Raw genomic sequence first — 15,519 nt, 5'->3', positions numbered from 1 at the left:
TCTTTATCAACCAAATCGGAAGCTGATGCATATCCTGTATTAAGATACATTGGGCAGTCTCTATTGACCAAGACTAAATGAATGAAGAAAGGAAGTAAATCATATGCTGCCAGGAAATCCTACACATAGACCGATGTCTATGCACCCGCACTATCCGCCGATGCACCCCGGCTATTACAGACAAATGCCCGTACAACCGCGCTTTTCTCAGATGAACTATAGAGGTCCAGCACCAATGCGGCAAAGACAAGGCGGCGGACTGTTAGCTAAACTGTTAGGGGGAAAGCAGCGTGGCGGCGCTCCGCGTAACCTTTTAGGCGGAATGGCAGGACAAAATACAGCCCGGGGTCCTTCCATTCTGCAATCACTGACTAACCCTTCATCAATAAATGGTTTTTTGACGAACACGCAAAAGGTGTTAAACACAGCCCAGCAACTTGGACCGCTCGTGCAGCAAGTGCAGCAATACGGTCCGCTGGTAAAAAATCTTCCCGCCATGTGGCGTCTTTACAGGGGACTTAAAAATGTCCCGGATGCGGAGACGGAGGAAGAAACTGAGACTAAAACTAAGGCTAAATCTCAATCTAAGAAACAGCACTCTGATGCAAACGAACAAACAGAGGAAAAGGCTTTTTCCGAATCAGCCGCTGCCAATATGGAAGAAAGCGGTTCGAAGTGGGATGTCCCCGGTCCGTCTGTGCCCAAAATGTATATTTAGAAAAAATGCCGCAGGGCATTTTTTCTTTTTACAGCTGAACATTTAACTTAGCTGTTTCTAAAATTTGGTTGTTATCCACAAACGTTATTCAGGAGGCAATTGGTTTTGTATAATTATATATAGTTTTATATAATGAAATTAGATTCTATAGATAAAGTGAGAGGATACGCCAATGAAGGTCATTAAAATATCACCGCGCGGTTATTGCTACGGAGTTGTAGATGCCATGGTCATTGCCCGCAATGCGGCTTTAGATAAGGCACTGCCAAGACCCATTTATATATTGGGCATGATTGTCCATAACAAACATGTGACAGATGCTTTCGCTGAGGAAGGCATCATCACATTAGACGGGAAAAACCGCAAAGAGATACTGGAACAAGTGGACAGCGGTACGATCATCTTTACCGCCCATGGAATTTCCCCTGAAGTACGAGAACTGGCAAAGGAAAAAGGGCTTGTCACCATTGATGCAACCTGTCCGGATGTAACGAAAACCCATGATTTAATCAGGGAAAAAGAGCATGAGGGATATACCGTGATTTATATCGGCAAGAAGGGTCATCCAGAACCGGAGGGTGCGGTTGGTGTTGCCCCCCATATCGTCCATCTCGTCTCAAACATGGAGGATGTAGATGGGTTGACTATTCAAAGTGATAAAATCCTTGTGACGAATCAAACAACGATGAGTCAATGGGACGTAGCTCATATTATGGAGAAAATTAAAGAAAAATATCCACAGGCAGAATTTTATAAAGAGATCTGCCTCGCAACACAGCAAAGGCAGGAGGCCGTTGCCGCACAGGCTGGCGAAGCAGATGTGTTAATTGTCGTTGGCGACCCACGCAGCAATAACTCCAACCGTCTTGCCCAGGTATCAGAGGAAATTGCCGCTACGAAGGCCTACCGGATTTCAGATATTACCGAACTGAATCTTGATTGGATCATGAATGCCAAAACCGCAGCCGTAACATCAGGTGCATCCACACCGACTCCGATTACTAAAGAGGTTATCACATTCCTTGAACAATTTAATCCTGATGACGAGAAAACATGGATAAAAGAGAAAAACGTACCGTTAAGTAAAATACTGCCCAGAGTCAAAACAAGCGAATAAAATAAAGAGGCTGTTCCTCGGAGGTACATACCCCAGGACAGCCTCTTTACATTGTTATAGAAATTGAAACGGCTCAGTATTTTCCGTGGAAGAAAATATACTGACATCGTACCCTTTCTCGGAGCATTTTCCCGTTAAATATTGTGCCACCCCCTGCTTCATAATCTTCTCCACATTATGCCCGGGGTCAATTACATTCAGCCCCAGCATCATCGCGTCATGGGCGGTATGGTAATATAAGTCCCCTGTAATATATACGTCTGCACCGTTAAATTTCGCTGCGGAAATATATTTATTCCCGTCACCGCCAAGGACAGCCACCTTTTTCACTTTGGCTGATAAATCGCCGACGACTCGGACTGCCGGTACAGCGAGAGCCTTTTTCACCATTCCGGCAAATTCCTTCAGGGTCATTTCTTGAATTTCCCCAATTCTGCCCAGTCCCAGCGTTTCCCCTTTATTTTCAAGAGGATAAATATCATAAGCAACTTCCTCATATGGATGGGCTTTGAGCATCGCCTGTAGAACTTTTTTCTCGAGATGTTCCGGAAAAATCGTTTCGATCCTCTCTTCGCTCACCTGTTCCAGTTCCCCAATATGTCCGATAAACGGATCGGTCCCTTCTCCAGCCTTAAATTGCCCCGTTCCCCGGCTGCTGAACATACAATGACTATAGTTGCCTATTGCTCCTGCTCCGGCCTCTCCCAGCGCATTTTTTACCGTCTGAGACTGTTCCTGCGGTACATAGACAACCAGTTTTTTCAGCTTTGTCTCATAAGTTGGCACTAACACCTTCGTATTCTCTAAACCAAGTGCAGCTGCCAGCCAATCATTGATACCGCCCTGGGCAATATCTAAATTGGTGTGAGCTGCATAGACCGTAATTTCGTGTTTGAGCAGCTTTTCAATCATTCTTCCCGGAAGTTTATCAGTTAAAATATTTTGCAGCGGCCGGTAAATAAGCGGGTGATGAGCAATAATCAAATCAGCTTTCTTGGCAATGGCTTCATCGACCACATTCTCCAAAACATCAAGGGCTATCATGACCCGCTGTACCGGTTTATTCAAGCGGCCAATTTGCAGGCCGACTTTATCCCCTTCCATGGCATACTGCTTCGGAGCAAACTGTTCAAATAATTGAATGATTTCATGACCATTAACTTTTTTCACTGACCCAGTACCTCCTCTGCGAGCTGAACTTTCCGTAACAGTTCCTGTTTTTTCCGGTTATTCTCATCGGTTGCAGAAGCATGCTCTAAATTCCGCACAATTTTCAGCCAGTTTTCTTTTTCGCCATGCCACTTTTTCTGAAATACCGGATTCTTTTCTTTCAGTAAAAACGGACCGAATAACAATCCTTTCTCAAGTTCATCTCCATAAGCAGCATGGGTATCCGTTTGTTCCGCAACCAGTATTTCATATATTTTACCGTCCTCTTCCACTATCTCTTCACCCGTTAATCCCCACTTGTTTTCAAGGAGCCACGTGCGAATGGAAAAAGCGCTGATATTTGGCTGCAGGATGAGACGTTTTACACTCTCGAGTTTTCCCTTCCCCGCTTCTAAAATACTTGCGATTAAAGCGCCTCCCATTCCGGCAATCGTGATACAATCAACTTCTCCCGGCTCGATTACCTCTAAGCCGTCCCCTTTGCGGACAGAGATTTTTTCCGCCAGCGCTTTTGCTTCCACCTGACCTGTAGCCGATTGAAATGGCCCTTCTGCCACCTCCCCGGCAATAGCAAATGGAACCACTCCTTTTTGCACCACATGGCATGGCAAATAAGCATGGTCAGAGCCGATATCAGCTAGACGGGCACCACTCGGTATGTATTTAGCGACGATTTCCAGCCGCAGCGATAATTTTTCACTATTCATTCCTTCACCACTTAACCTTCAAATATATAGATTTTCATTCTCTATAAGTATAAGAAAAGTCCTCTGCATATGCAAAGGACTTCCTTTTTTACTGCTTGTGTATCCGTTTTCTTTTATCGATACAACAAATTTGGATTAAAGACCCATTAACCACTCTGCAACTTCGCCGGCTTTATCCGCAGGAACTAAACCTTTAGGCATAGCGACGTTATTTGTTCCAGTCGAAATAATATCCTGAATTTCTTCCTTCGTTCTTCTGTCACCAACACCTTTTAATGCAGGTCCAACTGCGCCTTGATATTGGTCTCCATGACAAGCAAGACAGCTTTGCTTATAAATATCCTCAGGATTTGAAGCAACTTGTTCAGTCGGTGCTTCTTGTTTGCCTCCGTTTGCTATTTCATCAGCTAACTGTTTTGAATCGCCAATACCTTTGAATGAAAAAAGAAACATGGCTAAAACTCCAACCACCATAATAACCACAAATGGCATAATCGGATTGCGTTTCATAACATTACCCTCCCTTATGTACAACATTTTGAATAAATAACGTATTTAAACAACTTCTATTTTACTTGAAAAATGATCATAGGAAAAGACCTAATGCAAACTTTGTCACATGAGTTTGCAAAATAGACATAAATTCACCAATATAATGAATACTACGACCTTATCCTTAGTTTTTCCGAAAAAAATACCTCTATCCCTTTATATCACATGGCTCAGAAAAAAGAACAGCAGCAGGATCATTCCCAGGATTCCGGAAATAGTAAAATAAACCAACTTCAACTTAATTCCGCTAAACAGCCAAATAAAACAATTGCACAATAAAATTCCATAAAGACTGAAAATATGATTAGAAAAGAGCTTTTGTACTACTTCCACCGACATAAGTAATACAAATATTGCCGTAAGAATAAGCGGAATCTGATAGAAAAAGCCTTGTTTTGTAAAATAAATGGTTAAATAAGTACCAATGAATAGAAAAATAATGGAAATAGCGATTTGCAAAATGAGAGATAATTCAGTAAAATATAGAAAAAATATGAAAACAGGAACAACAAGGAGCCATAGCAGCTGTTTTTTGTTTTTACTCAACTTATTTCTCTTATTCTTAATCCCATTCCCTTCTGTGTAAAGGGCCAATAAAAAATTGCAGTATTGTTCCGGCAGCAAATGATGTTCCTTCCAGTAATCAATTTCTTTAATAATAATTTGTTTTCGAGTCTCATCCATCAGTAAGTCATCACTTCCTAAAATGTAAAAAAAATAGTTCACCTCTATCATAAGAAGTAAACTATTTTTAAGCAATACTATTCTAAAAAGTCTTTCAACCTTTTGCTTCTGCTTGGGTGTCTCAGCTTTCTTAATGCTTTTGCTTCAATTTGACGAATACGTTCACGTGTTACACCGAAAACCTTTCCTACTTCTTCCAGTGTACGTGTCCGGCCATCGTCAAGACCGAAACGGAGACGCAATACATTTTCTTCCCGATCTGTCAAAGTATCCAATACATCCTCAAGCTGTTCTTTTAACAGCTCATAGGCAGCATGCTCAGATGGTGATGTTGCATCCTGGTCCTCAATGAAATCGCCAAGATGTGAATCATCTTCCTCACCAATCGGTGTTTCAAGTGATACTGGCTCCTGCGCGATTTTTAAGATTTCACGAACTTTATCCGGTGATAAATCCATATCTTCTCCAATTTCTTCCGGAGTCGGTTCGCGCCCTAAGTCCTGGAGCAATTGACGCTGCACACGGATTAATTTATTAATGGTCTCAACCATATGCACCGGGATACGGATCGTTCTTGCCTGGTCAGCAATGGCACGAGTAATGGCCTGGCGGATCCACCATGTTGCATACGTACTGAATTTAAATCCCTTTTGGTAATCAAACTTTTCTACTGCTTTGATTAAACCCATATTTCCTTCTTGGATCAAATCGAGGAATAGCATACCTCGACCGACATATCGTTTGGCAATACTGACAACTAAACGAAGGTTTGCTTCAGCGAGACGCTTTTTCGCTTCTTCATCCCCTTGTTCAATACGATGCGCCAGATTGATCTCCTCTTCAGCGGATAATAAATCGACACGGCCAATTTCTTTTAAATACATCCGTACAGGGTCATTAATTTTCACCCCTGGAGGGACACTTAAATCATTTAAATCAAATTCTTCTTCGTTTTTAGCTAACTCTTTCACATTCGGATCAGATTCCTCTTGCTCTCCTACAAGCTCAACTCCGTGATCACCAAGAAATTCATAAAATTCGTCCATTTGGTGGGAATCGAGCTCAAATGATGCTAATTTTTCTGCAATATCATCATAGGCTAAGACACCTGTCTTCTTTCCCAGCTGTGTTAATTGTTCTTTCACTTGTTCCAGGGTCAATTCTGATTCAACCTCTTTTGAATGAGCCGACTTTTCAGCCATTTGTCCCCCTCCTTCCAGAAATCAAAGAAAAACATTTATAATGTTTTGCGTAATTGTATTATTTCTGTTAAAAGCGCTTTAGCCCGGTTAAAATCATGATGGCGTTCAGCATCCTTTAATTCCGTTTCTTTTTCTTTTATCTTTAACATCTTTTGATGTTTCAACACCTGATTTATATAATCGAGTAATTCCTGCTCAGAAATATCTTCTTCCACGGAGATCATTTCAATCTCAACCAAGATTCTCCGCAGCTTTACATCATCGATGAAACTAAGAAATGCACTGACATTTGGTTCATGACCACTTTCATAAAAGGCGTATAAATAAGTTATGATTGCCTGATGCACATCAATATTAAAGGAATTTCCCCTCATAAGCTCTTGAACTTTATAAGTCAAATCAACATCACGAAGCATATGGGCAATCAGCAGCCGTTCCGCATTCTGATAAGCAGGCTTAATACGAACTGTCTGCTTATGCATAACGGGTGGTCTTGGCGGCTGTTTCTGATTTTGCTTCCTGGAGTATTGTTTTTCCTGTTCTTTTAATGCTTCTAATGAAAGTTGAAATTCATCTGCCAGCTGTCGTAAGTACATATCTCTTTCAACAGCCATATCAAGGCGACTGATTTCTAACAATATCTGTTCGATATATCGTAATCGATCTCCTTCATTTTGCATATTTTTCCCTTTACGATAATAAAGCAGCTTGAAGCTCATCAGGGTCATACTGCCCTGAATGATATCAGTACGGAATTTCTCCTCCCCGAATTCCTTTACATATTCATCAGGATCCATCCCATTTGGCATCATGGCAACTTTAACTTGACACCTCGATTCATGCAGCATTTTTCCTGCCCTAAATGCAGCTTCAATACCGGCAGAATCTGAATCGTAACAGATCGTTATCGATTGAACATTTTTCTTCAAAATTGAAACATGCTCTTCTGTTAGGGATGTTCCCATCGTAGCAATGCCGTTTTCAACACCTGAGCGATCAGCAGCGATGACATCAGCGAATCCTTCAAATAATACAGCCTGCTGTAGTTTGCGGATCGCCGGTCTTGCTTGATGATAATTGTATAACACTTTACTTTTATTAAAGATAGCTGTTTCAGGACTATTTAAATATTTGGGCTCTCCCGCCCCCAAGGTTCTTCCTGAAAAAGCAATCGTATTGCCATTTTGGTCCATGATAGGAAACATAATCCGATCACGGAAGCGATCAAAATAACTTCCATCCTGTTCACGCCGGATAATAAGTCCTGCCTGCTCTATCAGGCTTGGCTGGAAATCTTTCTTCGTTAAAAATTTATAAACAAAATCCCATGAGTCCAATGCATAGCCAATGTGAAACTTATCAATCGATGCGGAAGTGAATCCTCTTTTCTGTAAATACTCTAATGCATGCTGACCCTCTTTTGTGTTTACTAACAAATGATGATAAAATTTACTTAACAGATTATGTGCTTCGATCATTTGCTGGAACTGAGGAGCAATCGATTGCTGGCTTTGTCCTGATGGGGCAAGTTCCACACCCAGATCCATATTGGCTCTGTCAGCAAGCTTAATGGCCGCTTCCTGAAAAGAATAACCTTCTATTTCCATTAAGAAGGAAAAGACATTTCCTCCTGCACCGCAGCCAAAGCAATGGTATATTTGTTTATCTGAAGAAACGGAAAAAGATGGAGTGTTTTCGCCATGGAACGGACAGAGACCGAAATAATTACGTCCTTGTTTTTTCAGCTGCACATAATCGCTAATGACATCAACAATATCCGAAGCCTGCCTGATTTCGTTTAACTTGTCTTCGGAAATCCGTTTTAACAAAGGAACACCTCCATTCCTTTTATGAGGTATTCGCTAAAAAAGTCTAATTTCCTTCAAAATTCGTTAAGATTTTCGACAAATCTTGCGTAAATTTTGCCTAATCCTGACTGAATTCCCTATTGTACTAATAATTCTACATCACTCCGCATATTCCTTCTTTCGCTGAGTAACTTTTCTGATGAAGAAATGTCGAATTTTTTTTCATCAGCCTTCTTGACTTCTCACAATAAATAGTTTATTCCCCGAATGGAAAGTCTAAACCTATTCTGAAGCATTTTTATCACAATTTTTTATTATAGTATATAAATCTGATATTTGCATTAGTTTTTTTATAAAAAATGATGTAATTACTGAGTTTTTTATGAATAAAATTCAACTATTTTGAATGAACCTCTTTAATATATGTAATACACTTGCGTTTAAAAACAAACAATTAAAATAGCACATTGCCTTGATGTGCTATTTTAATTCTATATTTTTTTGATGCGTATCAAAAATAATATTGGCTGTTTCTTCAACCGCCTTGTTTGTCACATCTATAATCGGGCAGCCAATTTTTTCAATAACCTTTTCAAAGTAATCAAGCTCTTCTTGAATCCGCTCCATTTTTGCATATGTCGCACTATCACTAAGACCCAAAGTTTTTAAACGTTCCCGCCTAATATTATTTAACTTTTCGGGACTGATTTTTAGACCAAAGCATTTGTCTGGTGCAATCTTAAAAAGTTCTTCTGGAGGATCTACCTCAGGAACAATCGGCACATTCGCCACCTTTATCCTCTTATGAGCTAAATATTGCGAAAGCGGCGTTTTCGATGTTCTGGATACACCGACAAGTACTAAATCAGCCTTCAATATGCCTCTTGGATCACGCCCATCATCATATTTCACGGCAAATTCTATCGCTTCAACCTTATTGAAATACTCTTCATCTAATTTATGCATGATGCCAGGTTCATTCAATGGTTTTTCACCGCATAATATTTCGATTTGCTCGATAAGCGGACCAAGAATATCAGATGCCATAATTCCTTCTCTTACCGAGGTCTCTTTCATATACTCACGAATTTCCGGTTTCACGAGAGTATAGACGATCATTCCTCTATCATGCTTCGCAAGAGAAATCACTTCATCTACATTGTTAATATCCTCTACAAATGGAAATCGTTTTACTTTCACCACTTCGCCGTAAAATTGGCTTATTGCCGCTTTTGTGACGAGTTCAGCTGTTTCTCCAACTGAGTCGGATACAACATAGATGACAGGCACTTGTTCATCCACATAACATCCCCCTTTATTTCATTAATTGAGTGTTTACATCACGCATCCTCAGCAAGTGCTACCAATGCCTTGGCGATATTCGTTTTTGTCACTCTGCCAATGACCTCAAAACCGGCATCGGTCTCCTTCACTACAGGCATGGCGTCAATCTGCCGTTCAATCAATTTCTTTGCTACATCAATTAGTAAATCATCGCGGGTGCACATAGCAATATTCGGCATTCTGGTCATAATAATATTGACTGGCAATGCATTTAATTCCTGCTTGCCGATACTCGCCCGCAATAAATCCTTGCGTGATACTACACCGACGAGTAATGAAGATTGATCCACTATGAATAGAGTACCCACATCTTCTAAAAACATTGTCACAATGGCATCATAAACAGAAATATTCTCGCTGACAACAACCGGAATGGATTGATAATCCTTCACAAGCAGTTTTTGCAGGTTTTCCGTCAGCAGTTGTACACCAGTTTTTCCTGTATAAAAATAGCCCACACGAGGTCTTGCATCCAAAAAACCAGCCATTGTTAAAATGGCAAGATCGGGTCTCAGTGTTGCTCTCGTCAAACTCAACCGGTCAGCTATGTGTTCACCTGTTATCGGACCATTTTCCTTTACGATTTCCAAAATTTGTTCTTGACGTTTATTCAGTTCGATTGTCAACACCACCTAACATGCCTGATAATACATAATAATGCTATACTATTATGTAATTATTATATACTATTTATTTTACAAATGAAAAGATAGTCTACATAAGAGACCTTTTACATTCCCCATGAATACCCCTTTTAGAATCCATGGAACCCGGCATGAGATGATTAAGCTCAGACAAAAGAGAGCCCAGAAAGTCAGGCTCTTTTTATCTTAACGATCCGTTCATTATTTTTCAAGCATTATGCTACTTCACAATAATTTCATTTACATTGGCAAACTTCTTAATTAATTGCGCAATGGCCGCCATTTGATTTAAACGATTTTGTTTCTTCGCCAGATCATCCGCCATAACCATCGTATGGTCAAAATATTCGTTGATCGCTGGTTTCAAGGAAATAAGCAGAGCAAAATAATCTTCTTCCGCTGCTGTATCTTTCAGCGCTGCTTTAACAGCCAGATATTGCTCATACAAATGCTTTTCAGACTCATTTTCAAATAAGGATTCTTGAATTTCGCCAGCTTGCTCTGCCTTGCTGGAAATATTTAATACCCTGCTCAATGCTTCTATATTTTCTTTAAAGTCAGCATTCGTTCTTGTGGCTTCAAGCACAGCAGCTTTTGCCACGAGCTTCGCAGTATTTCCAATTTCACCAGCTAGTACAGCATCAATTAAATCATAACGAATCCCTTCCTCCTGAAGCAGATGCTTTAGACGAAGCTTGAAGAAAGCAGCCAACTCAGCAGGAACTTCTGCCAATTTTTCCGTGCCGATGCCATCAGCTTTCAGTTCGCTTACGGCATGTTCAAAGATTTCCTCCAGCGTAATATCCCATCCCTTGCTGTTAAGCGTCTGTACAACTCCTGTAGCCTGGCGTCTTAATGCATACGGGTCCTGTGAACCGCTCGGAATCATCCCAATGGCAAAGAAGGAAGCAATCGTATCGATTTTTTCAGCAATGGAAAGCGCAGCGCCCACACTACTTGCAGGCGGAACATCATCGGCATTGCGCGGCATATAATGTTCGTTCACAGCCTTCGCTACTGCCTCATTTTCTCCTTTTTGCAGAGCGTACTTTTCTCCCATAAAGCCTTGCAGTTCAGGGAATTCATATACCATATTGGATACTAAATCAAATTTGCAGATTTCCGCTGCTCTGTCAGCATTCTTTTGCTGCTCCTCAGTAAATTGAAGTTGTCCGGTCAGCCAATTCGTCAAGCGGCGCACCCTTGTCACTTTTTGCGCCAATGTACCGATCTCTTCATGATAAACGATCTTTTTCAGCTTTTCTAAGGCTTGACCAATCTCTGCTTTTTGATCTTCACGGTAAAAGAAGTCAGCATCTGAAAGACGCGCGTGCAGCACCTTTTCATTTCCGCGGGCTACATTTTCTAAATATTCTTGATTACCATTTCTTACTGTGACAAAGAAAGGAAGCAATTTCCCATCCCCAGCTTTCACTGGAAAATAGCGCTGATGCTCCTTCATCGAAGTAATTAACACTTCCGCAGGCAGATCTAAAAACGCTTCGGAAAATTTTCCAAACAGAGCTGTCGGATATTCGACCAGGTTATTAACCTCTTCTAACAAATCTTGGTCTACTGGGATCACCCATCCATTTTCGTTCTCAAGGACTTTAATTTGCTCAAGAATCATCCCTTGTCTTTTTTGCGGATCAGCAATCACAAACGCATTTAACAATACTTCTTCATAATCTGACGGATTGGTAAATTCTACTCGACCGCCCAGAAAACGATGTCCCATGCTCCAATTGCTTGTTTCGACATTTGTAATGGAGAAAGGAATGATTTCCTGTCCATATAGAGCCACTAACCATTTAATGGGTCTAATGTAGCGAAGTTCCTGATCGGCCCAGCGCATGTTTTTTGGGAATGTCAGAGATTTTATCAATTCCTGCAGTTCCGGAAGCAGTGTGCTTGTTTCTTGTCCTTCGATAAACTTATTCACATGGGCATATTCCACACCGCTGATTTCTTTAAAATAAATATCGTCAACAGTCATTCCCTGTCCGCGGGAAAAGCCGATTGCGGCCTTTGTCCATTCACCGGAATCAGTCAAGGCGATTTTTTTCGCCGGTCCTTTTGCTTCCTCATGAATATCTTCCTGCGTGGCATCAACCTTTGTCACAAGAATCGATAAACGGCGCGGTGTTGAGTAAGCCTGGAGCTTTTCATAGCCGATTTTCTTTTCTTCAAACCATTTACGCATCTTTTCAGCCAGCTGATTCATCGAGTCTGTCACAACACGTGCCGGCATTTCTTCTAAGCCAATTTCTAATAAAATATCTTTCTTAGCCACGGCTGTTTTCCTCCTTTGCCATTAAAATAGGAAAGCCCAGTTTTTCACGTTCCTCATAGAAAGTCTTGGCAACTTTACGAGCCAAATTGCGGCAGCGGGCCAAATAGCCTGTTCTTTCGGTTACTGAAATAGCACCTCTTGCATCAAGCAGGTTAAAGGTATGAGAACATTTTAAAACATAATCATATGCGGGATGGACAAGACCTTCATCCATTTGCCGATGGGCTTCTTTTTCATATATATTAAATAAATTAAACAGCATCTCGACATCAGATGTTTCAAATGTGTATTTCGAATGCTCGTATTCCGGCTGACCGAATATATCGCGAACCGTGAATCCCTCTGTCCATTCAAGGTCAAAAACATTTTCCTTGTCCTGTATATAAGAGGCGAGACGTTCAATTCCGTAAGTGATTTCAACAGAAACAGGCTTACATTCAAGACCTCCTACCTGTTGGAAATAGGTAAATTGCGTAATTTCCATTCCGTCAAGCCACACTTCCCAGCCCAGTCCGGCACAACCTAATGAAGGATTTTCCCAGTTATCTTCTACAAAGCGAATGTCATGCTGCAGCGGGTCAATTCCCAAAGTCTTCAAAGAATCTAAATAAAGCTCTTGAATATTATCAGGCGATGGCTTCATAATAACCTGAAATTGATGATGCTGATACAGACGATTTGGATTTTCTCCGTAACGACCGTCAGCAGGACGGCGGGACGGCTCAACATAAGCCACATTCCAAGGCTCAGGTCCGATAGCGCGCAGGAATGTGTATGGACTCATCGTTCCCGCACCTTTTTCTGTATCATAGGCCTGCATTAAAATACAGCCTTGCTCCGACCAATGTTTTTGCAACGTTAAAATCATATTTTGAATATTCATTGGTAAACCTCCTTAAAATTTTTTCAATGCAACAAAAAACTCCCGTTCCTATGCATGACTGCATAGGGACGAGAGTTTTACCCGCGGTTCCACCCTATTTGCCGGTGCTTTTACCGGCCGCTTTTAAGTAGTGCCTTATGACACTTGTATTGCTCCGGAATGCCCTTCCTTAACGCTCTACATTCGGCTCACACTATCCCGAATTCGCTTTACTAGAGGGAGCTAAGTACTCCTTTCCATCACAGCAATTTATCCATTTGATATTTCTAGTTGAATCATAGCGAAAACAAAATCAATTGTCAATATTGGATCGATCCACTTTTCCAAGTTTCTCAAGCTGTTCAAGAAATTTCCTCGTTTTTAGAAATAAACCGGAATACTCCTCATAATAGCTGTCAATCACCTTTTTTAATTCCGCTTTTGTTTGTGGTTTGACAGATATGTTTCCGAGGCGGGTTAAGTCCAGGTAATAAAAGATCCGCAGCAGCTTAACCGCTGCTGCTGAAACTTTGAGATGGTATGGGTCTTTATCGAGACAGCGGTGGCAGATGATCCCCCCCTCTTTAACGGAAAAGGAAAACTGTCCTTCGGTGGCACCGCATACGACACATTGATTCAGCACCGGATACATTCCCAAAGTGGGAAGCATTTTCATCTCATATATATTTTTCATAATATCTGGGTCATAGCCTTCATTAATAAAATTTAAGGTTTGATAAAGTAATTCAAAAAAATAGGGATTGGTCTTTTTTTCTTCCGCGCACCTGTCGGTTAATTCGACAATAAAACTAGCATAAGCGGTCAAGAAGATATCTTCTTTGATTCCACGCCAGGAAGCGATCATTTCTCCCTGCTGCAGGCTTCCAAGCCCACTGCCTTTCTGCACTAAAAAATAGCCGTATGTAAAAGGCTGGGTGATTGCCGCCAGCCTGCTTTTTGGTTTTTTCGCGCCTCTCGCCATAACCCCAATTTTTCCCCATTCCCTTGTAAACAAGGTAATAATTTTATTGGTTTCTCCATAGTCCGTTGTTCGAAGGACAATCCCTTCACATTTTTGCAGCATCTTACACCATCCCTGTAAAAAGAGACAAACCTACACTACAGAATTGGAAAATCTATTTCTGTTAGCTCACTGTCCTGACTTTCGGGTATTTCTTGATTCTCCTTTTCCAATTCCTTAAAAAGAAGATATGTGTCAACATTACCTGTTTGTACAAACAGTTTCCAGGTAAAATCTAACATTGAAAACCCCACCTTTCAATTTATGGACTAGCTATTTGTTGTTCCAAATCCTTTTTCTTATAGTTGCCAGTATTCAATTGATCATGAGACGAAAATATTGTCAATCAAAAAACAAGTATGAAACCAAACCCCCATTAAAAGTTAACCAAGTTAATATTCATCTTCGCGGAACCCGTAATCGCGCAGCTGCGAAGCTTTATTGCGCCAATCCTTTTGCACCTTCACCCATAATTCCAGGAAAACCTTTGAACCAAGTAAATTTTCTATATCTACCCGCGCTCGCTTCCCAATTTCTTTTAACATCTTGCCTTGTTTCCCAATAATGATTCCTTTCTGCGAATCTCTTTCCACTATGATTGTCGCCATCACATGAATCATTTCTTTATCGCTCTTCCGTTCCATTTTATCCATGACAACCGCCAGAGAATGCGGCACTTCTTCTCTTGTTAAATGTAATGCTTTCTCTCTAATCAACTCCGTTATGATAAAACGTTCCGGGTGATCCGTTACCTGATCCGCCGGATAGTACTGCGGTCCCGCTGGAAGGTAATTCTTAATAATATCCAGCAAATTGTCGACATTATTCCCCTCAAGAGCGGAAATCGGTACAATTTCGGCAAATTCATACTTTTCTTTATAGGAATCAATGACAGAAAGCAGTGCGTCAGGATGAATCCGATCAATTTTATTTATGATTAAAAAGATCGGCGTTTTAATATTTTGGAATTTCTCTAAAATAAATTCCTCCCCGCGGCCATATCCTTCCTCTGCATTGACCATAAACAAGATGACATCTACTTCCTTCAAAGTATTTTGTGCCACCTTCATCATAAAATCGCCTAATTTATGCTTTGGTTTATGAATACCAGGTGTATCAATAAAAATAAACTGAGCATTATTGGTTGTTAAAACACCCTGCACCTTATTCCTTGTCGTTTGCGGTTTATCACTCATAATCGCAATTTTTTGGCCGATCACCCGGTTAATAAAGGTGGATTTTCCTACATTTGGTCTTCCGATTATCGAGATAAACCCTGATTTATATTCTTGTTCGTTTGCTTCACTATTCATTATGGCCTCCGATGTAAATGATCCCTTAATTATTCTTTCTTTTTATTTTACCCTATTTTATTTATTATTTCACTGTCTGCAGGA

Annotated in this window: 15 protein-coding genes and 1 other annotated feature; of the genes, 2 read left to right on the top strand and 13 right to left on the bottom strand. The window is 40.7% G+C overall.

The features are described from left to right. Positions 1 to 103: 103 nt before the first annotated feature. Complete coding sequence (locus HNR53_RS12895) at positions 104 to 718, top strand: YqfQ family protein (RefSeq protein ID WP_246439560.1); 615 nt, start codon at positions 104 to 106, stop codon at positions 716 to 718. Between the two features lie 172 nt (positions 719 to 890). Further along, the gene (locus tag HNR53_RS12890; RefSeq protein ID WP_184526555.1) at positions 891 to 1,835 is read left to right on the top strand and encodes a 4-hydroxy-3-methylbut-2-enyl diphosphate reductase; all 945 of its coding nucleotides are present in this window, start codon (positions 891 to 893) and stop codon (positions 1,833 to 1,835) included. Positions 1,836 to 1,889: 54 nt separating this feature from the next. Here HNR53_RS12890 and HNR53_RS12885 read toward each other — a convergent pair whose 3' ends face one another. The 13 genes from HNR53_RS12885 to era form a co-directional block, all read right to left on the bottom strand. Next, entirely contained in the window at positions 1,890 to 3,005 is a 1,116-nt protein-coding gene (locus HNR53_RS12885; RefSeq protein WP_184526553.1) for a Nif3-like dinuclear metal center hexameric protein, read from the bottom strand. Then, the gene (locus tag HNR53_RS12880; protein ID WP_184526551.1) at positions 3,002 to 3,712 is read right to left on the bottom strand and encodes a tRNA (adenine(22)-N(1))-methyltransferase; all 711 of its coding nucleotides are present in this window, start codon (positions 3,710 to 3,712) and stop codon (positions 3,002 to 3,004) included. The genes HNR53_RS12885 and HNR53_RS12880 overlap by 4 nt, the downstream gene beginning before the upstream one ends. A 135-nt stretch (positions 3,713 to 3,847) precedes the next feature. Then, positions 3,848 to 4,222, bottom strand: a complete 375-nt coding sequence (cccA, locus tag HNR53_RS12875) for a cytochrome c550 (RefSeq protein WP_184526549.1) — start codon at positions 4,220 to 4,222, stop codon at positions 3,848 to 3,850. Positions 4,223 to 4,420: 198 nt separating this feature from the next. Next, a complete protein-coding gene (locus tag HNR53_RS12870) occupies positions 4,421 to 4,948 on the bottom strand; it encodes a hypothetical protein (protein WP_184526547.1) in 528 nt (175 codons plus the stop codon). 77 nt (positions 4,949 to 5,025) lie between these two features. Next, on the bottom strand, positions 5,026 to 6,150 hold the full coding sequence (rpoD, locus tag HNR53_RS12865) for an RNA polymerase sigma factor RpoD (RefSeq protein ID WP_184526545.1): 1,125 nt from the start codon (positions 6,148 to 6,150) through the stop codon (positions 5,026 to 5,028). Positions 6,151 to 6,185: 35 nt separating this feature from the next. Next, positions 6,186 to 7,979: a DNA primase gene (dnaG, locus tag HNR53_RS12860; protein WP_184526543.1), complete on the bottom strand. Its 1,794-nt coding sequence runs from the start codon at positions 7,977 to 7,979 to the stop codon at positions 6,186 to 6,188. Between the two features lie 459 nt (positions 7,980 to 8,438). Next, complete coding sequence (locus HNR53_RS12855) at positions 8,439 to 9,260, bottom strand: pyruvate, phosphate dikinase/phosphoenolpyruvate synthase regulator (protein WP_184526541.1); 822 nt, start codon at positions 9,258 to 9,260, stop codon at positions 8,439 to 8,441. Positions 9,261 to 9,298: 38 nt separating this feature from the next. Continuing rightward, entirely contained in the window at positions 9,299 to 9,931 is a 633-nt protein-coding gene (gene ccpN, locus HNR53_RS12850) for a transcriptional regulator CcpN (protein ID WP_184526608.1), read from the bottom strand. Between the two features lie 235 nt (positions 9,932 to 10,166). Further along, positions 10,167 to 12,239 (bottom strand): glycine--tRNA ligase subunit beta, encoded by a 2,073-nt coding sequence (gene glyS, locus HNR53_RS12845; RefSeq protein ID WP_184526539.1) that lies wholly within the window; start codon positions 12,237 to 12,239, stop codon positions 10,167 to 10,169. Then, the gene (gene glyQ, locus HNR53_RS12840; RefSeq protein WP_184526536.1) at positions 12,232 to 13,122 is read right to left on the bottom strand and encodes a glycine--tRNA ligase subunit alpha; all 891 of its coding nucleotides are present in this window, start codon (positions 13,120 to 13,122) and stop codon (positions 12,232 to 12,234) included. The genes glyS and glyQ overlap by 8 nt, the downstream gene beginning before the upstream one ends. Before the next feature lie 61 nt (positions 13,123 to 13,183). Continuing rightward, positions 13,184 to 13,374 (bottom strand) — a binding site (T-box leader). 40 nt (positions 13,375 to 13,414) lie between these two features. Further along, positions 13,415 to 14,185 (bottom strand): DNA repair protein RecO, encoded by a 771-nt coding sequence (gene recO, locus HNR53_RS12835; RefSeq protein ID WP_184526534.1) that lies wholly within the window; start codon positions 14,183 to 14,185, stop codon positions 13,415 to 13,417. A gap of 35 nt (positions 14,186 to 14,220) precedes the next feature. After that, on the bottom strand, positions 14,221 to 14,364 hold the full coding sequence (locus tag HNR53_RS12830; RefSeq protein WP_184526532.1) for a YqzL family protein: 144 nt from the start codon (positions 14,362 to 14,364) through the stop codon (positions 14,221 to 14,223). Between the two features lie 150 nt (positions 14,365 to 14,514). After that, positions 14,515 to 15,435: a GTPase Era gene (gene era / locus HNR53_RS12825; RefSeq protein ID WP_184526530.1), complete on the bottom strand. Its 921-nt coding sequence runs from the start codon at positions 15,433 to 15,435 to the stop codon at positions 14,515 to 14,517. Positions 15,436 to 15,519: the final 84 nt, after the last annotated feature.

Origin of the sequence: Bacillus benzoevorans, from assembly GCF_014207535.1 — a bacterium.
Lineage (GTDB): Bacteria > Bacillota > Bacilli > Bacillales > Cytobacillaceae > Bacillus_BD > Bacillus_BD benzoevorans.
Note: the sequence above shows the minus strand (reverse complement) of the source record. Positions and strands in the feature narration are given on the sequence as shown.